Source organism: Paenibacillus sp. NMA1017 (genome assembly GCF_058895805.1).
Map to the genome: position 1 here is coordinate 208,011 of NZ_JBZXYR010000007.1, position 21,808 is coordinate 229,818.

General features: G+C 41.3%; 21 protein-coding genes and 3 pseudogenes. 18 read left to right on the forward strand and 6 right to left on the reverse strand.

What is annotated here, in order from left to right; genetic code table 11:
* Positions 1-432: 432 nt before the first annotated feature.
* From AC5ELV_RS18170 to AC5ELV_RS18180, 3 genes are all read left to right on the forward strand, one after another.
* Complete coding sequence (locus tag AC5ELV_RS18170) at positions 433-543, forward strand: hypothetical protein (RefSeq protein WP_493431288.1); 111 nt, start codon at positions 433-435, stop codon at positions 541-543.
* A 600-nt stretch (positions 544-1,143) separates the two neighbouring features.
* The gene (locus tag AC5ELV_RS18175; protein ID WP_493431289.1) at positions 1,144-1,689 is read left to right on the forward strand and encodes a GNAT family N-acetyltransferase; all 546 of its coding nucleotides are present in this window, start codon (positions 1,144-1,146) and stop codon (positions 1,687-1,689) included.
* A gap of 356 nt (positions 1,690-2,045) precedes the next feature.
* Positions 2,046-2,642 carry a hypothetical protein gene (locus AC5ELV_RS18180; protein ID WP_493431290.1) on the forward strand — a complete coding sequence of 199 codons (597 nt, stop codon included), beginning with the start codon at positions 2,046-2,048 and terminating at the stop codon, positions 2,640-2,642.
* A 291-nt stretch (positions 2,643-2,933) separates the two neighbouring features.
* Here the strand turns inward: AC5ELV_RS18180 and AC5ELV_RS18185 are convergent, their stop codons facing one another.
* Positions 2,934-3,599, reverse strand: a complete 666-nt coding sequence (locus AC5ELV_RS18185; RefSeq protein ID WP_114495293.1) for a TetR/AcrR family transcriptional regulator — start codon at positions 3,597-3,599, stop codon at positions 2,934-2,936.
* 158 nt (positions 3,600-3,757) lie between these two features.
* Here AC5ELV_RS18185 and AC5ELV_RS18190 point away from each other — a divergent pair, with 158 nt between their 5' ends.
* On the forward strand, positions 3,758-4,711 hold the full coding sequence (locus AC5ELV_RS18190) for an aldo/keto reductase (protein WP_307353512.1): 954 nt from the start codon (positions 3,758-3,760) through the stop codon (positions 4,709-4,711).
* 799 nt (positions 4,712-5,510) lie between these two features.
* Here AC5ELV_RS18190 and AC5ELV_RS18195 read toward each other — a convergent pair.
* Positions 5,511-5,786 carry a tyrosine-type recombinase/integrase gene (locus AC5ELV_RS18195; protein ID WP_493431291.1) on the reverse strand — a complete coding sequence of 92 codons (276 nt, stop codon included), beginning with the start codon at positions 5,784-5,786 and terminating at the stop codon, positions 5,511-5,513.
* Positions 5,787-5,947: 161 nt separating this feature from the next.
* On the opposite strand from AC5ELV_RS18195, the gene AC5ELV_RS18200 reads away from it, so the two are divergent.
* The 12 genes and pseudogenes from AC5ELV_RS18200 (at position 5,948) to AC5ELV_RS18255 (ending at position 16,236) form a co-directional block, all read left to right on the forward strand.
* Positions 5,948-6,928 (forward strand): ABC transporter substrate-binding protein, encoded by a 981-nt coding sequence (locus AC5ELV_RS18200; RefSeq protein ID WP_493431292.1) that lies wholly within the window; start codon positions 5,948-5,950, stop codon positions 6,926-6,928.
* Between the two features lie 8 nt (positions 6,929-6,936).
* Positions 6,937-7,944: a FecCD family ABC transporter permease gene (locus AC5ELV_RS18205; protein ID WP_493431293.1), complete on the forward strand. Its 1,008-nt coding sequence runs from the start codon at positions 6,937-6,939 to the stop codon at positions 7,942-7,944.
* Positions 7,941-8,726 (forward strand): ABC transporter ATP-binding protein, encoded by a 786-nt coding sequence (locus AC5ELV_RS18210; protein WP_493431294.1) that lies wholly within the window; start codon positions 7,941-7,943, stop codon positions 8,724-8,726. Before AC5ELV_RS18205 ends, AC5ELV_RS18210 begins: the two co-directional genes overlap by 4 nt.
* Before the next feature lie 315 nt (positions 8,727-9,041).
* Complete coding sequence (locus tag AC5ELV_RS18215; protein WP_493431295.1) at positions 9,042-9,173, forward strand: hypothetical protein; 132 nt, start codon at positions 9,042-9,044, stop codon at positions 9,171-9,173.
* 61 nt (positions 9,174-9,234) lie between these two features.
* Positions 9,235-9,825 (forward strand): annotated as a pseudogene (locus AC5ELV_RS18220) (PepSY-associated TM helix domain-containing protein).
* 54 nt (positions 9,826-9,879) lie between these two features.
* On the forward strand, positions 9,880-11,403 hold the full coding sequence (gene nikA / locus AC5ELV_RS18225) for a nickel ABC transporter substrate-binding protein (protein ID WP_493431296.1): 1,524 nt from the start codon (positions 9,880-9,882) through the stop codon (positions 11,401-11,403).
* Positions 11,400-12,341 (forward strand): nickel ABC transporter permease, encoded by a 942-nt coding sequence (nikB, locus tag AC5ELV_RS18230; protein ID WP_493431297.1) that lies wholly within the window; start codon positions 11,400-11,402, stop codon positions 12,339-12,341. Before nikA ends, nikB begins: the two co-directional genes overlap by 4 nt.
* Positions 12,338-13,159, forward strand: a complete 822-nt coding sequence (nikC, locus tag AC5ELV_RS18235) for a nickel transporter permease (RefSeq protein WP_493431298.1) — start codon at positions 12,338-12,340, stop codon at positions 13,157-13,159. The genes nikB and nikC overlap by 4 nt, the downstream gene beginning before the upstream one ends.
* A complete protein-coding gene (locus AC5ELV_RS18240; protein ID WP_493431299.1) occupies positions 13,146-13,925 on the forward strand; it encodes an ATP-binding cassette domain-containing protein in 780 nt (259 codons plus the stop codon). The genes nikC and AC5ELV_RS18240 overlap by 14 nt, the downstream gene beginning before the upstream one ends.
* A 31-nt stretch (positions 13,926-13,956) precedes the next feature.
* Positions 13,957-14,727, forward strand: a complete 771-nt coding sequence (locus tag AC5ELV_RS18245; protein WP_493431300.1) for an ABC transporter ATP-binding protein — start codon at positions 13,957-13,959, stop codon at positions 14,725-14,727.
* 20 nt (positions 14,728-14,747) lie between these two features.
* Entirely contained in the window at positions 14,748-15,578 is an 831-nt protein-coding gene (locus tag AC5ELV_RS18250; RefSeq protein WP_493431301.1) for a sensor histidine kinase, read from the forward strand.
* Between the two features lies 1 nt (position 15,579).
* A complete protein-coding gene (locus tag AC5ELV_RS18255; protein WP_493431302.1) occupies positions 15,580-16,236 on the forward strand; it encodes a response regulator in 657 nt (218 codons plus the stop codon).
* Between the two features lie 727 nt (positions 16,237-16,963).
* On the opposite strand, the gene AC5ELV_RS18260 is transcribed toward AC5ELV_RS18255, so the two are convergent.
* Positions 16,964-17,260 carry a GNAT family N-acetyltransferase gene (locus tag AC5ELV_RS18260; protein ID WP_493431303.1) on the reverse strand — a complete coding sequence of 99 codons (297 nt, stop codon included), beginning with the start codon at positions 17,258-17,260 and terminating at the stop codon, positions 16,964-16,966.
* A gap of 343 nt (positions 17,261-17,603) precedes the next feature.
* On the opposite strand from AC5ELV_RS18260, the pseudogene AC5ELV_RS18265 reads away from it, so the two are divergent.
* A pseudogene (locus AC5ELV_RS18265) lies at positions 17,604-18,152 on the forward strand (GyrI-like domain-containing protein); the annotation flags it as partial.
* A gap of 398 nt (positions 18,153-18,550) precedes the next feature.
* Positions 18,551-18,871, forward strand: a pseudogene (locus tag AC5ELV_RS18270) (carbohydrate-binding protein); the annotation flags it as partial.
* Positions 18,872-19,061: 190 nt separating this feature from the next.
* Here AC5ELV_RS18270 and AC5ELV_RS18275 read toward each other — a convergent pair.
* The 3 genes from AC5ELV_RS18275 to AC5ELV_RS18285 all read right to left on the reverse strand — a co-directional run bounded on the left by AC5ELV_RS18275 (position 19,062) and on the right by AC5ELV_RS18285 (position 21,781).
* Positions 19,062-19,751 carry a metal-dependent hydrolase gene (locus AC5ELV_RS18275; protein WP_493431304.1) on the reverse strand — a complete coding sequence of 230 codons (690 nt, stop codon included), beginning with the start codon at positions 19,749-19,751 and terminating at the stop codon, positions 19,062-19,064.
* Positions 19,748-20,998, reverse strand: a complete 1,251-nt coding sequence (locus AC5ELV_RS18280; RefSeq protein WP_493431305.1) for a multidrug effflux MFS transporter — start codon at positions 20,996-20,998, stop codon at positions 19,748-19,750. Before AC5ELV_RS18280 ends, AC5ELV_RS18275 begins: the two co-directional genes overlap by 4 nt.
* A 147-nt stretch (positions 20,999-21,145) precedes the next feature.
* Complete coding sequence (locus AC5ELV_RS18285) at positions 21,146-21,781, reverse strand: FMN-dependent NADH-azoreductase (protein ID WP_493431306.1); 636 nt, start codon at positions 21,779-21,781, stop codon at positions 21,146-21,148.
* Positions 21,782-21,808: the final 27 nt, after the last annotated feature.

Below are 21,808 nucleotides of genomic sequence, written 5' to 3' on the forward strand. Positions count from 1 at the left end.
AATTGATGGAAATTGAATATTTATGCATTTATATAGAGTGTGACGACTGGTTTTTAGTTCTTGAAGTAAAGCATGATCAAAATATCAGCTCAAAACCATTCATGTGTCTACGTACAATAAACTTGTGTACTAAGTATTAATGAAACATAACAACATTTGTATTAGTAAAAACAAAAGCCTGATGAACAAGTGTCATCAGGCTTTTGTTAAAATCAAGGGGCGGCTGCTTTGGTTTAAATAGAGCGGTATTATGGTAAAGAAATATTAGAAAAGTTAAAGGCAGGAGAACATATTTATGAGGATTTAACGTACTTATTTTTATAATATTAATAAATAATCTAAATCGCAAATATTGGATTTTGGTATACAACTTTATTGTATATATAGAATTACATAATTAGTTAAAAACGTGGTTTCACAGATTGCTGAAGTATGTTTATTCTTGCCATTCCATTCTTCTTACGTAACTTTGGAATTAAAAAGGTTATGCTCATTAGTATGGTGGCTTGGACATTACGTTTTGTGTTTTTCGCATATGGGTGAGCCATCTTGTTTTGGATTCACTCTCCTCCTGTTATCCATGATTGTGTATGGCTGTGCATTTGATTTCTTTAACGTCTCTGGAGCTATTTTGTAGAAAAAGAAGTCGATCCTCGTATTCGTGCAAGTGCACAAGGCTTATTTCTAGCCATGGTTGATGGAATCGGAGCGTATGTAGGCGCTATCGCAAGTGGAAAGTTTGTTGATTATTTCACAGTAGACGGCGTGAAGGATTGGCAGAATATCTGGTTAGTTTTTGGAGCATATACGCTTGTACTAGCAATTGTTTTTGCCGTAAGCTTCAAATATAAACATGATCGAAATGCTATGAGGGATGTAACAGCCAATCATTAATAACCTAAAGCGGCCATTGTCATTCTTCTGTTATGTAGACAGACAGGCGAAAATGTGGCCATTACCCGGTTATCTAATAAGAAAGATCGTTTTAAGAATTAAAACTAAATGTAATGGTCGGTGTTCAACATTACAAATTAATAAAAAATGTGAGAGGAGTGGTGTACTTAATACATGAGAATAGATCAACAAAAAGGTAATGCTTAGAGTTTTATAGTTCAATTAACAGAAGATTAGAGGAGAGTTTGATTGGAGAAATTAAATGGTTTCAGAATAGTTGAGATGACATTTGATAATGAGAAAGATTATGAACGCAGAAATTATTCTTTCACAGTCTTAGGAAAACTTATCCCCGAATATAAAAATAACGAGTGGAGCTATCTTGAAGAACTTTATGATCAGTCTTATCAGTCAACATATCCAGAACATGAAAACCTTGATGAGTATATCAACAGTGACGATAGCATCTCTTTCTTATATTATTCTGGAGAAAAATGCTTAGGGCATATACGATTAAGCACGAATGGCGAAACTAAATTTGTGTCTATTGATAGGCTTATCGTCATTGAGCGGTATAGGGGAAATGGTATAGGAAGTGCGTTGCTAAACAAAGCAAAGGAATGGGCAGTAACAAAGGGTATGAAGGGGTTTACACTCGAGACACAAGATATTAATTTACTTGCTTGCCGATTTTATTTGAAAAACGGGTTTGAACTTGGCGCAGTAGACACTTTGCTATATTCAAACTCAAAATATAAAGATGAGAAGGCACTGTTTTTCTATTCGAGTTTCTAGAAAAATTATAATTGTCCCTTTTCGGGATGGTAATCAGTCTGGTCAATAAATACCTCAGAATGGTGCTTATTGTGATGGATAACTTATTAGTAACGAGTATAAGAAAAAGTCGTTGATTGGTATTCCAGTCAACGACTTTTATATTTATGCATTTTAAGCAATGTGGATATTTTCATTAATTATGATCATTGGAACCTATAAAGATCTGATGGTGATACTATTCTCATTAATTATGAAAAAACACCTTATTAAATAAGGTGTTTATCGGTTGATTTTCTCATTAAATATGACACCACACATCTCCTACAACTCCACAGTCTGGGTTTTCAAGAGGGAACCATTCTTCATCAGGAAATATGCCTGTTTTTAAGGTGGATGAAAGTACAAGTGTAGGTAACCCCGATGAAAATTCAGTTTCAGATATGCCACAAGTAATCGACGAATCCAGTCAAGCCGGATTCGGAAATGAAGGAAACAGTGGGCATGATTCTCCGATTTCTGCTAACGATTCTCAAGCTGTCTATAGTGATAGTAGTAAGAGTTCAGAAGCGGGAAGCAATGAGACGGAGTTGATAGCTCTTACCGAAAAAGACATGTTTACTAAAGAAGAAAGTCCTAATTTTTTTACTATAGGATCTCCGAAGCAAAAAGTGATTGATGTTATGGGAAACTCGACATCGATCATTGGAAACTCATGGACTTATGGGAATTCAATTGTGGAATTGGACTCTAATGATCATGTCATTGGGTGGAATAATATCAACCATAATTTGAAAGTATTTATTGGCTCAAAGAAGAAGGGGACCGCTCCATTTACAATAGGATCTTCCATTCAAGATGTAATTGATGCCATGGGCACACCGACGTCTATAATCGGGGATTCTTGGGACGCTCTAAGGATGGTTTATTTACCTCACAGGTCTTCAAATGGATTGAACATGATGAAGAAATAAGCGAGATAATAGGGGAGAAGGGCTTTTGGGGAGTTCTCTACTCTACAAATTCATTAACAGATACAGTGGAAAGCTGTATGAAAGTTACTATCGAGAATTTAACTAATGCTTCAGCAGAGAAGATCATTATATAACGTTCAACTAACGGGAAACGTTAGCGCAGAAAACATATAATGAGGCCGCCGCAGACCAATCGGGCGACCTCATTAAGCTAACGGGCAGGTTAGTGAAGAACCCCCATTAATTTAATTTGGTGGGCCTCTTATCATTGTGGTATCGCGTTAGTAAATGTTAAAAAAGGTTTTTGGTCACTTTTTGAGTTAAATGTTCTATTTTCGGCATCAACACTTCATCATCAATTGCTGTCAGCTTTTCGGGCTTAAACAACTGAATCCTCTTTAATTGAAAATAATCATATAAAACTTGTTGAACCGTGAATTGATTGGTCATCAGAAATTTAACATCGAACATCCCTCTTAGAATTTCATCCTGCTTTATTAATAGCCTGCCGTTAAGTTGATTGAAAATCCCTTTTTGTTTACCTTCCTCAAAGAAAGCCAGTATCTTCTCTTCTCGCTCCTTCATAGCTTCATTAAAGCGATCAAATAAATCCGGGTAACTGGTTTCGAGGTCCTGAAGGATAATATCCGAGAAATAAACGACTAGAGATATGGTTTGTTCAAATATTTGCAAAAAACGAGTACCGAAACTTTGAACCGAATCCAAAGGGTTGTGAGTCAGTTCCTTCATGTATTCAATAAAACCATCTACGATGAACTCGACAATTTCTTCCTTGGTTGAGAAATACTTATATAAAGTCGCTCGGCTTATTTCCATTACTCTAGAAATTTCGTCCATCCGAACGGACTGAAGGCCATTTTTTCGTAAATAAGGAAGCAGCTTATTCATAAGCTTAGCTCGTGTTTCGTTTTTTTTATCTGATATCTGGCTATTCACATAAAGCCCCCCTTACTTTTATTATAACCGGAATTTCGCTTTCGGCACAAACATATTTTGCAGAATATACAGAAATGATTAAAAGTGTTTACTGTGTAAATGCCTTTATGCTAAGATGTAACTCGAAGCTAAAACATATAAAAAGCGAGGTAACTAAAATGAAAACGCAAAAACTCGGTCACAGCGATATCGTCGTTTCTTCTATCGGATTGGGTATGATGGGAATGTCCCCCGGCATATATGGCGCCATTGATGATGAGGAGTCCATTAAAACCATTCATCGGGCGCTTGATCTCGGGGTAACTTTGCTTGATACTGCTGATACATATGGCAACGGCCATAATGAGGAGCTATTAGGAAAAGCGTTGAAGGGACGAAGAGAACAGGCAATTGTCGCTACCAAGTTTTCGTATGGTCCAAATTGGGAATTCATCGGAGGACACCCGGACTATGTAAAGAAAGCTATTGATGAAAGCCTTCGACGTCTTGGTCTCGATTATATCGACCTGTATTATCAACATGCGGTAGATCCTAATGTTCCAATTGAGGAGACAGTTGGTGCTATGGCTGACTTAGTTAAAGCAGGTAAAGTACGTTATCTTGGTCTTTCTAATGGCCTAAATGGATCAGTTATTAGTGCATCTACACTTCGTAAAGCGCATGAAGTACACCCTATTTCCGCAGTCCAATCGGAATACTCCATTTGGAGTCGGGAAATTGAAGAAGAAGCTCTACCTACCGTAAAAGAATTAGGAATCACACTTGTAGCTTACAGTCCTCTAAGCAGAGGCTTTATTACGGGGGAACGTCATATGAATGAGAACTTCCAAGCTGATGATATGCGCAATCTTTTTACACGTTACAAAGGTGAGAACTTCCAAAAGAATATTAACATCGTTGATAAACTAGCGGAGATCGCCAAAGAAAAAAACTGTACGGTACCTCAACTAGCAATAGCATGGACAGTAGAAAGAGGCACATTGCCGATTCCTGGTACGAAACGCCGTAAATATTTGGAGGATAATATCAAGGCACTTGATATTCATCTTACGTCTGATGATTTTGCCCGTATTGATGCTGTTAGTCCAAATGCGTTTGGTGGTCGTTATTAATAGTAGTATCCTGTTGCGGAATAATGCTAAATATAAATCCTAATCACAGCGGATGTTGATGTAGTGCAGATTACGATCGAAGTTTTAAAAGTAAGGGCGATTAAGCTAACGGGAAACGTTAGTTCAACGACAACAGCAGCAGTCTAAGACTTTATTTATCAAGTCTGGATTCGCTGCTGCTTTTATTTATGGATCAGTCTAAAACTTATTTTTCAAAAGCTAAAGATTCTTTAATTCAAAAACCGCGTTGAATCAATGACTCCAGTCTAATACTTTATTTTCACCGAACACTTTCCATTTCGAGTAGCACCAGTGTTAGTTTTCACTAAGCTAAAGTAAATGTAATTAAATGTGGATTTCATGGATAACCTCTTACATTCCTGCTAAGCATCGATGACTACAAGCTTTCACTAGATTTCCTATAACTTCAGACTTTTAGCAACTGGAATATGTTGTATAAGTAAGCCGTCGGTGCCTTGCTTCATGAGCCAGATCAATATAATATCGTAGTTTGCACTACGATAGGCTTTGGCTATAACTAGCCTCTTCCGAGATATTTCGCTAAAATTTTCGTAATCACAATTCCTTTATTTCTTCTTCCGTGATGATTGTATATTTAGAATTCATGTTTTCCTTCATCGTGTTAGCGTACATGGACTGAGAAGGGTGTGATTCTTGCCGTTTTCCTGTCATTGATGGCGAATGTGGTAGTAATACAGACAGGCAAGGCTTTCTCCTTTTTGTAGCCCTTGTTCGGGTAGTACCAGCGAAGCTGACACCACCCGCGAAGTAGATGTAATTAAATAGGAAATTTATTAATAACCTCATTGTACTCCAGCTGGGCATCTGTGATTGCAAGCTTTGAATAAACTTTCAACGACTTGAGGCTTTCGTGACCGGAATACGGTTGTATAAGCGCGTCATCGATGCCCTGCTTTTTAAGCCACGTTAAGAGAAAATGTTGCAGCTTGTGCGGAGACAGGTTTTGCACAAGATCGGCTTCCTCCGAATATTTGGCCAGAATCTTTCGTATTCCCCGATCCGTGTACTTTTTCTTCCACGATGATTCAAACAAATCATTTTACGTCCATCCTTCTTATTCACAAAATTTTAATCTTTTCTTGAGATATGAATGAGAATAGCTCGTTTGGGGCATATGTTTATAAGTTTCATTATCATACACTTGTGCTTGCAATTGTTAATGAAGAAAATCTATCAAAAAAGGGGAGAAAAACGATGAAGCATCTATTTAAGCACATTATCCTTATTCTAATGATGATAGTCATTGTCAGCGGTTGTCAAAACGCTCCACCGCAGCAGGAGGCAGCAAAAATGAGCGCGGATACCGACCAATCGGCCAAACCTTATCTATCTTTCACAGACTTTGACGGGCAGCTCGTTATGCTTCAGAACAAACCTCAAAATATCGTTATTTTAAACGATCAAGTTCTTCACTCCTTCTATCAAGTCGGGGGCACAGCAGTCGGCATAACGAATGCTTTTACCATCGATCCGCCCGAGGAAGCGGCCAATGTACCGAAAGTAGGATTCATGCACGAGGTTAATATCGAAAAGGTATTGGCATTGAAGCCTGATTTGGTGATCGGCCAGCGTTTCACCCACGGCGAATTAAGAGAAATTTTTAAAGACGCCAACGTTCCTTTCGCCGACCTTAACACTCAATCCATTGAAGACATGAGGCAGAATACGATTTTGATGGGAAAGATTACGGGCAACGAGAAAAAAGCCGAAGATCTTATCAAAGAGATGGACTCGGAAATCAATCAATTGATCGATCGAATTCCGGAAGAAAAAGAGAGGCCTACTTATGCCATAGTGACGGTTATGGGCGATGCCGCGTTTGTTGAGCAGGGTTCTACGATAGCGGTAGATATTGCCGATCAGTTGAAGCTTCGTAATGTAACGGAGTCGTTAGACGGAGAAGTCATGGCCGGGTATATCCCGTTTAGCCTGGAAGAAATGGCGATGATTGATCCTGATTATCTGTTTATTCTTTCTCATACGACGGATGAGGCCGCTGAAAAGATGATTGACAGCAATTTTAAATCGAATCCGGCTTGGAGTTCACTTTCGGCTATTTCAAACGGCCAGATGTACTTTCTTCCCAAAGATAAATTTGTAATGGCACCCGGCGTCGATGTAGTCGATTCCTATAAATATATGGCAGATTTGGTTTATCCAGATCAATCGAAATAGTAAAATATATGAATAAGATCAAAGACTTTAGGACAAGGATAAGCTGGAAATTCTCCATTATTGGACTTTTTTTGATTCTGGCTTTGCTCAGTGTCGTGATTAGTTTAGGTTTTGGAGCGGTTTCCGTGGACGTCAGGTCGATTTTAAGCATTTTATTCGGTAACGCATCCTCCGATTATTATTCGATCATATGGAATATCAGGCTGCCACGTACGCTGGTGGCAGTATTCGTGGGAATAAATTTAGCCCTTTCGGGTGCATTATTGCAAGGAGTTATGCGCAACCCTATGGCTGACCCCCATATTATCGGCGTTTCTTCGGGTGCAGGTCTATTCGGAACGGGCATGCTGCTGGTTTTTCCCGCTTTTTCGCATTTGCTGGTTCCAGTTGCCTTTATTGGAGCACTGGCTTCAGCCTTGCTCATTTATATGCTGGCCTGGGACAAGGGAGTTTCTCCTATGAGGATCATACTTGCTGGCGTTGCAGCTTCTGCTTTTTTAAACTCCGGAGTCTCGGCCCTGTATACATTTTATAGCGATCGCATACAAGGGGCTGTTTCCTTTATGGTCGGAAACTTGTCCGCAAAAAGTTGGGGACATGTAGAAATCATCGTTCCTTACAGTATTATCGGAGTAATCTTGGCCTTGCTGAGCGCCCAACGGATGAATGTGCTACTGCTGGGCGACGCCGAGTCGAAATCGCTTGGACTGAACGCGGAAGGTTATCGTTTGTGGTTTATCGCCATAAGCGCGCTGCTTGCTGCCTGTGCAATAAGCATTGTCGGTCTTCTCGGTTTTGTCGGATTGATTGTCCCTCATGCTGCCAGGCTTATCGTAGGAAACGATTATAGAATACTGCTGCCGGCTTCAGCGCTGTTGGGAGTGGCGGTGCTGTGTTTATCCGACACCATCGGCCGCGTCGTCTTTGCGCCGATCGAGCTGCCTGTCGGTATTATCATGGGTGTTATAGGCGCTCCGTTTTTCTTATATTTACTGCGAAAGAAGAGGACGACATGACACTGGAGGCAAGGGACGTTCATATTGGATATCGCGATCATAAGGTCGTTTCGGCTTTGACTCTTCAGTTTGAAGCGGGAAAGATTCACAGTATTCTCGGACCGAACGGCTGCGGTAAAAGTACGCTCTTAAAGGCGCTAGGAAAGCAAATTCAGGCTGCCTACGGAACGATTTTATTTAAGAATAGCGACATCAATAAATGGAGCAGGAAAGCTTTCGCCAGAGAGCTCGCCTTTTTGATGCAGGTACACGAGAGCAATCCCGAGGTTACGGTCAGACAATTAATCGAATATGGCCGTTTCCCGCATAAAAAGAAATTTGAACGATTGAATCAAGAAGATCAAGCAATCGTGGATCAAGCCATCACGCTTACTCATTTAGCGGATCTAACGGAGAGAACGGTAGATAGCTTGTCGGGAGGAGAGCGCCAGAGGGCTTGGATCGCAATGGCACTGGCTCAACAGCCTGGGATTTTGTTGCTGGATGAACCGACCTCCTATCTGGATATCCACCATCAGCTTGAAATCATTGAACTGATTAAACGGTTAAATGTCGAACGGGGCATCACAATCGTTCTGGTCCTGCATGATATTAATCAAGCCGCAATGATTTCAGATCAAATCATCGTGCTTCAATCCGGACGACTGTATGACTGCGGCCTTCCCCGGAATGTCATTACGCAGAAAATGCTGCGCGATGTCTTTAACGTCGATGCCGAAATAAAGGTTTCTTCCGAAAGCGAAGCGATCTCCGTCTACGATTTTCGTCTTTTTAAAGGATGAATGCCGAACAACCATAGTAAAGGCTGCCGAGATCGTTCTCAGAAGCCTTTTTTTGTTAGAAGATATGAATAATATGCAATTTCCTTTAATTAAAGCCTCGGTTTCCTCTTTTAGTCCCCCTAATTTATACGTTTCATCTGCTATTTTTCGTTAGTTTTTATCCCTTGCTTTACATCAATAAGGAAGGAGGTTAACCGATAAAAATATGACTTTAATCACATAATGTTCACGAATGATGTCTAAATATAGCCCTATTGAGCCTGTTTGTTTAGGTTCATTAACTTTTATAGTTAACATCATAAGAGGAGGGATACGATGAAAAAATTGTTGTATTTTACTTTGGTAACCTGCTTGCTTTCTGTAATGATGGGATGTGGATCTAATGGAAATAGCGATCAACAAGAAAATCACAATAACTACGAGAACCACGAAAATCACGGAAAATAACAAGATCGAACAATGTTATTAAAGGAGCTGACAGATGGTAAGAAATCAGATACTTAGCCGTATGTTTTGGCGCTGGCATTTTTATGCTGGCCTTTTTGTTGCTCCACTGATTATTACTTTATCCATAAGTGGAATAGCCTATCTTTTCAAAGGCGAAATTGAAGACGTTATATACAAAGATCTTTATTTCGCCCAAACTAATCAGACACAACAGTTAACCCGATCGGAAGCAGTTCGTAATGCTGAAACTACACTTAGCGGTTATAAGACGACTTAAATTAGCTATTTTGCAGGTTCTGACCGTAATACACGTCTTACCATGTACAATGCTGATTCTGATGGGGAAAGGTACGTTTATCTCGATCGACGAAACCAAATAGTTGGTAGCCAGGATGCAAATGTTCATTTTGCCAATGTGACTCGAAATCTGCACAGTTCACTGATGGTCGGTGGGACTGTCGTGAATTACCTAGTGGAATTGGCTGCATGTTGGGCCATATTTCTTATCATCTCTGGGATCTATAGGGGATGGGGGAACCTACGAAGATCAGATACCAAGCGACAAAAATTAAAAAATAGACATACAATTACTGGAATGATTGCTTGTGATGGGAATTATGGGGGCACCCATCTTTTTGTACTTACTGCGTAGCAAGAGAACGATGTCATAGTAAATAAAATAATTACGATAAATAGAGGGGGAAGTATGAATAAACACAAAGCAGTTCAAACACTATGTATGTTGCTGGTCTTTCTATTACTAGCTGCATGTTCAAGTCCCCAAGAGGACCAGACTGCTCCAAAGAAGAAGTTGACCTTTCTTTTTAACTTTGCTAGTCAGACCATAGATCCCAGTCTGGATTATACCCCACTTCGTGCAGGTGTCGTCGAGACGTTGGTTAAGTTGGATGAAAGTCTTCAAATTAAGCCTTGGCTTGCCACAAAATGGTCCAGTAATGACGGTCAGAACTGGAATTTTCAAATTCGAGAAGGTGTAACCTTTCAAAATGGAAAACCATTAACGGGCGAAACTGTGAAAGAATCCTTGATGCGTTCCATGAAGCTGAATCCAGGAGTCCGACAGGTATTGAAAATCAAATCAATGGAAGCATCGGGCCAAACTCTGCGTGTAGTAACAGAAGAACCGTTTCCTCAGTTTCCATCTGAACTCGTTCATCCCAATACTGCGATCTCAGATCCCACGACAAAAGAACTAGATCAAAAGCCAATCGGTACAGGCCCTTTTCAGGTGGAGTCTTTCACAGCAGGGACATCGCTGAGTCTTGTTCGGTACAATGGCTACTGGAATGGACCTGCCAAGCTAGACCAAGCTGTTTTTGCTTTTAATGAGGATGCCAATGCGAGATTATCGGCTATTTTGTCCGGGGACGCTGATATCGTATACAGGCCTCCTGTTGAAAGTATGGACAAAATGAAAAGTAACCCTCAGCTTGCATTAGATTCTGTAGTGAGCTTACGCACACATGAGTTGATTTTCAACACGGAGAAACCACTATACCAGAACATATATTTCCGTAAGGCTTTTGATGCCATGGTGAACCGTGAGGAATTGAAGGATTCCATTATGGGAGGGCAAGCAACACTTGCTAGCGGCCCCTTTTTACCTAATTTCCCATTCGTGCCAAACTACCCGACACGAGTGACGGGAACAGCAGAGGCGCTCAAGTTGTTTCAGAAGGCAGGGCTTCAAGTAGAGAATGGAAAAGTGACACAGGCAGGGAAACCGCTAACCCTAAAGCTGGTCACGTATGCATCAAGAGCTGAGTTCCCGATCTTCTCACAAGCTCTTCAATCAGAAGCCAGTCAGTTGGGTATCAATATTCAAATTGAACAAATTGAAAATTATGAAGATTACCTCATGAAAAACTCGGATTGGGATTTGGGAATGTACAGTCCACTGATAGCGCCGCGTGGTGATGCCAGCTACTTTCTGAATGTTTCATTTTTACTGGACGGCTCGCTTAACTATGGGAAAATTAAGGATAAGACTCTGGAGAAAATGATTGATCAGTTAGATCAGACTGTGGATTCTTCTAAACGAAATGAGTTGATTTCTCAAGCACTCAACAGAATCAATCAGCAAACGTACTACGCTTATCTGGTACATCCAAACAATCTGGTTGTGTACAAAAATAGTGTGAAAAACTGGGTTACTAGCAAAAGTGAATATTATATGCTTACCAATCAACTGGATGTAGAATCAAAATGATGACTAAGCTAGGAAGAAGGCTTTTTGAGTTTATTTTGTTTATATTTCTGTTGTCTCTCATCAGCTTCTGCGGAATTAAGCTGGCTCCTGGAGACGCGGTAAGACAACTGCTCCGAGTCGATGATGTGGCTGTTACAAACGAGCAATTAGAAATACAAAGGGAACTCATGGGTTTGGATAAGCCTGTTATGATTCAATATGTAGACTGGCTCTCCAGATTCATTCGTTTGGATTTCGGAAATTCCTATATGACTCACCAGCCTGTAACCCAAGAAATATTGACGAGGATGCCGGCCACGTTCCTTCTTACCTGTACATCCATATTCGTTTTAATGGGAGTTGCCTTACCTCTTGGAATGTATTCAGCTCTGCATCCGCAGCAATGGATTGACCGAGTAAGTCGAGTATTGGCGATTATGGGTGCCTCAGTTCCTAGTTTCTGGTTGGGGCTTTTGCTCATTGAGGGCTTTTCCGTGCGGTGGCCATTGTTTCCTTCTATGGGCACGGGCACGTTCTGGCATCTTGTCCTGCCCTCGCTGACGCTGGGACTGACCATGGCTGCGGTGTATGTTCGTCTAATTCGCTCCAGCTTACTGCAAAGTTTAACGCAGGATTTTGTCCTAGGTGCGCGCTCCAGAGGTGTTTCTAGAGCACGCATCTTTTTCTTTCACGTATGTCGACATAGTCTCACTCCCATCATTACGATGTTTGGGATCAGTGTAGGAAGTCTGCTTGGGGGGAGCGTAGTTGTTGAAACCATATTCGCCTATCCGGGGTTAGGGAAATTCGTGATTGAAGCAATTCACAATCGAGACTATCCGGTGATTCAAGGATATATTGTGTTTATGGGCGCCATTATTATGCTCATCCATATGCTAACGGATGTCATGGTGGGGTACATTAATCCTGAAATTCGATTGCGGGAGGGAAGACCATGAACAAAGCCCGATTTCTGGTTGTCTTCTTCTTTGGGATGTTAATGGTGCTTGTTGTTCTCCCTGAATTTATGCATCAAGATCCGTTAATGGTTAATTTGAAACAAAAACTACAGCCTCCAAGTGTTGATCATCTGCTGGGTACGGATGGTCTTGGGAGAGATCTGATGTCTCGTTTGGTATACGGGGGTAGAAATACGGTCGGAACGAGTTTAGTAATTTTAATACTATCGCTAGGAGTCGGTATCCCAGTTGGAATATTTGCGGGTTATGCTGGTGGAGTTATAGATCGCATTTTTATGCGCGTCTCTGATTCTTTTCTCGCTTTTCCTGACTATATTACAGCTATTGTATTAACAGGATTACTGGGTCCAGGTGTGATCAACCTGATGATTGCCATTGTTGCAGTGAAATGGATTGCCTATGCAAGGTTAGTGAGGGCTAGCTTGATGGCCGAAAAAGACAAAGATTATATTCACAGCGCTCGATTAAGCGGGGTACCGTCTGTACATTTGGTGGTTAAGCATTTGATGCCTGCAGCCTTGAGTCAACTGATCGTCGTGGCAACTTTGGATATTGGTAAAATCATTTTGATGATTGCTGCTCTCTCTTATATAGGCTTAGGACTGCAACCACCAACTCCCGAATGGGGAGCGATGCTAAATGAGGGTAGAGCCTATTTTCACAACGCTCCATTAGCGATGGTTATTCCTGGTGTTGCGATTATGGTATTCGTCCTCTTATCCAATTTAATGGGGGACGAACTACAGGACGGCCTGCAGCGGGGACAAAAGGGGGAACAAAATCATGACCATTCTTGAAATAAAAGGACTAACTTTAGCATCCAAACAAGGCTATATTGTGCGGGATTTTGAGCTTTCTGTGGGTGTAGGAATGTGTCATGCCCTGATTGGAGAAAGCGGCAGTGGAAAAAGCATGACATCACTGGCTATAGGGGATCTTCTTCCTTCATCGGTACGTATCTCAGCGGGGGATATACGATTCTTAGGTCGTTCATTGTTGTCCTTATCTACAGTGCAAAGAGAACGCCTTCGGGGCAAAGATATCGCTTATATATTGCAGGAATATGCAGGGGCTTTAACTCCTTTTATCCCTATTGGTAAGCAATTGGACGAGACGTTGAGAGCTCATAGTGTGTTAGATCGTAAACTTCGAAAAGAATGTATTCTACAGGCTCTCGAATACACACGCTTACCCGATCGTATGTATGACCGCTATCCATTTCAACTTAGTGGGGGGCAAATGCAAAGGGTATCTCTTGCGGCAGCCCTCATGCTGAAACCGAAATTATTCATAATGGATGAGCCTACGACCGCATTAGATCGGACAAATGCAATTGAAATTTTACGTATCATATCCAATCTAAAAGAACAAACCAATTGCGGTATCTTATTGATTTCTCATGACCTGAGAAACGTAAAACGGTATGCGGATGACGTGACTGTGATCAAAGAGGGCCAGATCGTAGAGTCTGGACCGACTCAGCGAATATTAAGCGCCCCGGCACAAACCTATACCAAGCGACTGCTAGCAGCCGTTCCTTCTCTAAGGATAAGGCCCTCTTAAACATGTTGTGCAAAAGGCGGTGACACCTATCATGAACAATATTTTGGTGGCTCAGAACATTGAAAAGTATTATTCGAGCAAAGAAAAAGTACTTCATCAAATATCCATAACAATTCGTTCTGGAGAAAGTGTAGGTCTCATTGGAGAAAGTGGATGCGGTAAAAGCACACTAGCACGTTGTCTGCTACTTACACAAAATATTGATTCCGGTTCTATTATGTACCAAGGTACTCCTGTACGAGCGACTGATCGCAGTTCATTCAAGAAATATAAAGGAAGTGTACAGGCAGTATTCCAGAATCCCACGGGCGCGCTTAACCCACGAATTCGCTTGCTAAATTCGCTCATGGAGCCCCTAGACCATTTGCATAGAAGGGGATGGTTTTATATTAAGAAAAACCAACATCAAAGAAAGGAAGTAGCTGCCCACTTGCTTGAACTCGTGGGTCTAAGCCCTGACCTCATGAACAGATATCCCCATGAACTAAGTGGGGGGCAAAAACAGCGACTGTGCATTGCTAGAGCTATAAGCGTTGAACCCAATCTAATTATTATGGATGAACCAACCTCCAATCTTGATGCTTTAATCCAGTCAGAAATCCTCGATTTGTTGAGGACTCTGCAGAAAAGGTTGGATTTTTCTTATTTGTTTATTTCTCACGATCTCCCTGTAGTTCAGCAAATGTGTGATAGAATTCTAGTGATGCGAAAGGGCCAAATAGTGGATGAATATATGAAAGAAGAATTGTTTGACACAAAGAGGCATCCATATACACAGCAATTAGCCAAATGGTATGATTGATTGGGCTAAAGGAGAAGATCGTGAACTATAGACAAATCAAGTGGTTTATTTTAATTGTACCTACGATTACAGTAGGGATTTGGGAGTATATCAGACATCAATTTTTACTCCCGTATATTTCTATGAGTGTTGGTAATTATCTGACTCCTGTACTCGTATTCCTGGTAAGTATTACACTCTTGAGCCAACTGTTTTCCATGTTGGAAAAAATTCAACGTGAGTTGGAACGTGAACGGACTGCAAAGGTAGCTTTGGAGGCAAGGGAGCAGCTAGCCAAGGAACTGCATGATGGCATTGCGCAAACTCTCTTTCTGTTATCCGTTAAAGTAGACCGTTTGGAATTCGATCAAAATCAAGAAATATATGATAAAGAATTATATAAAATTCGCAAAGCTGTGCATGAAGTGAATCATTATGTCCGGCAGTCCATAGCTAATTTAAAATACACCTCGTCTGACGAGGGAACTATTTCAGTGAATGAGTCCTTAGAAGAACATATCAAGCAGATCGCCAACGAGGTACTTATTGAAATGAAGGTGGATTGGAGCATTCAGGATCACATCCTGAGCACCAAGGAAAAGGCGGAACTGTTGGCTTGTATACGTGAAGCAGTTGTCAATATCCAAAAGCACGCCTTTGCTACGACAGGCTGGATTTACGGGTGGGCAGACTCAAAGGGATGGACCGTGAAAATTGAAGACAACGGAAGGGGACTTCCTGAGCAGACAGAGGATATTAAAAATTCATACGGGATTGCTATTATGAAAGAACGAGCGGCAGATATGGGCTGGAAATTGACGTTGCATTCGGATAAGCATACGAAAGTGATCTTAAGAAAAGGGGAAGAATGATATGCTTACACGTGTACTTGTCGTTGATGATCATGATCATGCAAGAGAAGCTGTATGTGATATCATTTCCATGAGTAGTAAATTTGAAGTGGTTGGAGCCGTTAGTAGCGGTCAACAAGCTATCGAATTTACTACCCAATGGATGCCAGATTTAATTTTGATGGATATACGTATGCCGGGCATGGACGGTCTGGAAACGACTCAACGCATCAAACTTAAATTTCCTTATGTGAAGATTGTAATGATTACGGTGTCTGATGATATGTACGACCTACTTGAAGCTCTAAAAAGAGGGGCCCAGGGCTATCTGTTGAAAAATTTACATCCTTCGACTTGGATTGAATATCTGGAGACGATCGTCAATGAAGAAGCCCCACTCAGCAGAGAACTTGCTTTTCAAATATTGAAAGATTTTTCAATGGCTCCTCAAAAAAACAATGTAGAGGTTCTGACATCCAGAGAAAAGGAAATATTGAATGGAGTAGCTTCGGGCTATACTAATAAGGAAGTGGCCAACAGCCTTACCATCTCAGAGCATACAGTTAAAAACCATTTAAAAAATATATTGCAAAAGTTGCATCTTCAAAATCGTGTCCAGCTTACAAGATATGCGCTAGAGCGAGGACTAGTTAAGGGAGAAAATCGATTAACAGAGTGATATTAAATTACCATGCTGCTTTCCAGCCGATCAGGTCATTTTAATACCTCAAATTTAGGGTGTTTCTCATGAATGATTGAGCTATAAAATGCAGACCCTGAAAGGCGGTAATGTTCAGAATTTCCAAAGTGTGTGTGTAAGAGTCCCCTTATATGACATATTGCTCAGGGCTCACCATAGATTTGACCAAGATCTCCAAGAAGGAGCATCCTTCTTAGCACCAAATTTCGCTGATGCAGTCTAGCTTCATAAAATCTTGTGAATTAATCGTGCACCCGAATATAGAATGCTGCATCTTATATAGAGGGAATCAATATGTTTAGGCCGATTCTTAGAACTGACGTCCACCAGTTTGTGCTGCTTTTTCCTCTGTATACTCCTGGAGCTATCGTTAACGAAAGCTACGACATATTAAAAGAACAATTAGTTAATGAGCATTAGATGAAAGATAGATAAGCGAGAAAAAATAGATTCATAATATATGTTGAACAAAGAAAGTTGCCAACCCCTCTAACAATAGTAAAAGCGGTATGCCTTGGATGAGAAATAAAGTCCTAGACTGCCGCTGTTTTATTGAACTAATATTCTTCCTTAGCTCAATGACTTCACTTTACGTTTTGATTTAATGGAGAACGTTAGAACCTAATGTGAACTTAACCCATAGGAAGTTAGAGCGCCTTGGCCTGGTCGTTCCCGGCTTAGGCGCTCTGCTTAGCTTCTGAACATATTAGAATTTTAAATAGAAAAATACTGCATTCTCATCTTTGTATTTTGAGTTTGAATAAAGCAAAGTATCCACAGCACCAATTTCAAACCCATTCTTCAAATAAAATCGGCAAGCGAGTAAATTAACATCCTGTGTTTCAAGTGTAAATCCCTTCATTCCTTTTTGTAATGCCCATTCCTTTGCCTTGTTGAGTAAGGCGGTTCCTATTCCTTTTCCTCTGCTGCTTTCTAATACAATAAGTCTGTCAATGGAAGCAAATTTAATTTCGTCACTTGTGCTTAATCTTATATGTCCCAAACATTTTCCTTGGGAATTATAACCGTGAAAGGATGTTCTTTGCGTTCGTAATCATCTTTGTTATCAAGTGTCATTTCAACAATTTCAATTTCTTCAAATTTCCCCAAAATATCTCTCCTCTGTCATCTTATAAAAGGTGTTTTTCTTCAGTTCAAGTTATCTACTCATGCTCACAAGCACGGAAAAGATTTAAGCAGTTTACTCACTTTTTATTCAGGATTATCTGTTTCAATTTTTTCGGCTACCCGTTCACCGATATCATAATATCTACAATACCCCAAGTTACAGCTTCAGTGTTTGAAATCGATATGCGCCAAAATTGCATCCGATCAAAGTGACGTCGAACAATGAAATAGAGGAGAAAATTAAAAAACTCGAACATTTAAAAACAATCATAGAGACAAAAGTGAAACTTGCTGAACAAGCAATAGAAACAGACCTTTCTTCGGTTTCTATTCAGTATTTAGAGGAAGAGTGAATCATGATTACTCCAAATTTATTAGGCTTATCGGAACGGCAATACATTACTTTTGTCTCAAATCTTATTCATTATGTTCAATCACATGAATTGAATCTGGGGCATCCTGTAAGCGGAATGTTGGCGAAGGAACAAATACTAGAAAAAGACTTCTATAATTATCCACATTTATATCTCAAGATACCAAATGAAGTTGAGAATTTAGATGATCATGTGAAACCAAAAGGGTTGTATGCTGTCGGTTACCAAAAAGGAAATGAAGTTGAAGCAGCATATGATAGGATTATTCAATTTATTTAAAAAAATGGATTGAAAATCGGGGAGTATGCATACGATGAGTATATTCTAGATGAAGTGATGGTGGACGGGATGGAAAACCAAATTACAAAGATCCACAACTTCAAGTCTACGTGAGTTGAACTGAGAAGGTACCCGTTATATGTGGCTGAAGAATCCGAAGCATTTGACGCCAGCGCAGCAAGAAACGCTGGCGAAGCTGAAAGGAGGTAATGAATAGGTCTAATGTACTTTCATGCCGATTCTATTTAAAAAAACGGATTGAGATTGGTGAACTTCTCTATTCGAAATTATAGAATAATAAGTCCACAGAATAGAGTTAATTTAGAAAATTCATAGATAAAGTCGTTGATTGGTATTTAAAATCAACGACTTTTTTGTTGTAGGACAATATTTTCTTCCTTTGCCGAAAAGCACAAGAACATTTTATGACCTACTTGCCGGCTCTGCACAAATGGTATCCACAACTCCGTCTACGCGATCGTCTGGAGTCAAACGGTATAGTTACTCGCACAGTTTACCCTGAGAACATGAACATTGGCGTCACTTATGCAGGCAAGATCAGTACACCGTTTGACGGGGGCGCTTTGTATGCCACTGCTGACTATGTATCATACTCACAGTATTTTGCCAACCCTACGCATAATATCTCAGTACGGGGGGCTTCAAGCAATGCTAGTACGGCCAAAGTGGGCAAAACGCCGACTGTCCAAACCTTATCCAACATTACTCACGCTACCGGAGATCAGGACGTCAAACTCACCTTGACGAGCGATGACGGAACCTGGGATGCCTACGTGGATTTCATTGAATTTTCACTATGGTCCCTCGTATAAACAGTAGTTGTTTTTAGCCTTATTGTTGACTAGAGTGAGACTATCTGTATGCTTCATCCTCAGTGACTTGCAAATGCAGCTCATGGAAAACGCCCTCTGATGCTCGGGATTTGCTAGGGAGGATTTTTGCCACCGATAGCGGGTCTTGGACGGCGACTTATACTTATACAAGATGGCCTTATGAATGAGTTCAGGGAATCAGCTCCAGCCCTTCTCCCGGTTCTAGCACTTTCCCTACCCCTTCCTTTAGAAGCGAAGCGAAGTAGTAAGGGTCTTGTTTGATATGAGGGAACGTATTGAAATGGATCGGTACGACTTGTTTGGCTTGAAGCCATTCAGTTGCCAGCGCAGCATCCTCTGGTCCCATGGTATGGTTGTCTCCGATCGGCAGAAATGCCAAATCGATATTGTTGCGTTCTCCAATCACCTTCATGTCGTAGAACAAACCTGTGTCTCCTGCGTGGTAAATCGTTTTGCCCTCTGCCGTGAACAGAATCCCTGTAGGCATTCCCGTATAGATGATTGTTTTGGTCTCCGGATTAACATGGCTTGAGCTATGAAAAGCCTGGGTTAATTTCACTTTTCCAAATTCGAATTGGTAGGCTCCCCCAATGCTCATGGCATGGGTTCGTACACCTTCCCAACTTAGCAGATCCGAAAGTTCTGCCGATGCAATAACCAGCGCATTATTTCGCATTGCAATTTCCACAGTATCTCCGACGTGATCCCCATGGCCATGAGTTAGAAGGATCACATCCGCCTGTACGTTGGCTGCTTCCAAATCAGTGTTGGAGTTCCCTGAAATAAATGGATCAATAAGAATGGTTGTACCATTGGTTTCGATTTTTACAACTGAATGTCCATGATAAGATACTCTCATTTTTTTTCCTCCTTTGATTCAATCGACGATGTGGAATTCATTCGAATTAATGTGATATAACAAACTATTGCTGCAATATTGGCAAATGCAATAACCAGTCCCATCGGAATTGCAGATTGCCCTCCACCAATACCGGTTACAGGAGCTGCAAGCCCCCCTAATATGAACGAAATCAAACCAAGCAGGGCAGAAGCGCTTCCTGCAGTAGTTCCATAATTTTGCATAGCTAGAGAAAATCCCGTTGTTGTTACGATCCCGACACTGGATACCACAATGAATAATGGTACCAGCACAGCATATAGTCCACCGCCGGATAATAATACGACTAACAATGCCACACCACTAAGCGTAGCCAGGGAAATTCCGCTAACGAATAGCTTATGCTCACTAACCTTACCAGATAGTCTCCCTGTAATTTGCCCAGCTACAATCAAACCAAATCCATTCAGACCAAATATTACACTAAACAGTTGCGGAGAAGCTCCGAATATATCCTGAATCACAAACGTTGAACCTGATATATACGCAAACATCGCAGCAAGGACAAAGCCTTGCGATAATGCGTAGCCCATGAATGTCCGGTCTTTGATCAGGGTACGGAATGTGGAGAGCGTTTGTTTCAATCCGCCCGTAGCCCTTCCCTCCGAAGACAACGTTTCTTCCAGGCTATAGAACACGGCAAAAAATAAAGCCACGGCGATCAGACTTAACACAAAGAATATGCCTTGCCAGGAAGAAACGCGCATAAGCTGGCCACCAGCGATTGGTGCAAAGATCGGTCCAGCCCCGTTCACCAGCATAAGCAGTGAGAAAAAACGGGTTAGTTCCGGACCTGAAAAGAGGTCCCTCGCAATCGCCCGGGAAATCACGATCCCAAAGCTTCCTGCCAGACCCTGAACAAACCGCAGCGCAATAAATGCCCATATCGATCCGCTTAAAGCACACCACGCGGATACGATGACGTACAGAATCAACCCCGCAAGTAACGGCCTTCGACGACCATGAATATCGCTGAGAGGCCCCGCTGCCAATTGTCCGAACGAAAGCCCCAGCATACAGGAGGTCAGGCTGAGTTGGGCAATGGAAGGTGCAGCTTGTAAATCCTTGGCCAATGTCGGTAGCGTGGGCAAATACATGTCCAGGGAAAACGGAGCGAGAGCTGCCAATGCTCCCAAAATAACGGCCACTGCAGCACGTCTTCTCCAAGTCAGCGTGACCCCTGCCTGTGTATTTGTCATATTTTTCATCCTCTCGGACATCCCGAATGAGTTGTCAATTTTTAATGCTCATCAAATCCTCAATGGAGATGGAAATAAAACTCTCATAGTCTTATGAGAGTTTTATTTCTATATGAATGTAATGAGGCATGCTCAAATCGCTAGCGAATCATACTCTTAGAAATTCTTAGCAACGTTACGCGCTTTTTCGATGGCATCGGCTTTGATTTGGGGAACGCGGTCTCCCGCCGTGGACAGACCTTCCACAAACAGGCTATCAAAGTCTGTTACGCCGACAAAATTCAAAACAGTCTTCAAATGACGGCTTCCATTCTCGCGTTCCGCCACAGGACCTTCCGAATAGATGCCGCCGCTAGCTTGAATGTGGAATGCTTTTTTGTTATGCAGCAGTCCAACGGGGCCATTCTCCGTGTATTTGAATGTTTTGGCTCTGACGCAAAAGGAATCAATGTATGCCTTCAATACCGGAGGGTAAGAGAAGTTCCACATGGGTGTAACGAACACGTACTTGTCCGCAGCAACAAACTCTTCGAGCAAATGATTCAGTTGGGTTATTTTTTCTTGCTGCGCGGCAGTCAATTGATCAAACGATGCTCCCGTTTGAAGCTTGCTCCATGCCTCCAACACATCTGCGTCGATATGCGGAATGCTTCGTTGATACAGGTCTACGTGCACAACCTTATCTTCCGGGTGGCTTTCTTGATAAGCTTGTACAAATTGCTCGCCAACGGAAAGGCTGTAAGATGCTTCTGGATTACCAGGATGCGCAGTGATATAAAGAATAGTCGACATAATTATATTTTCTCTCCTTCTTATATA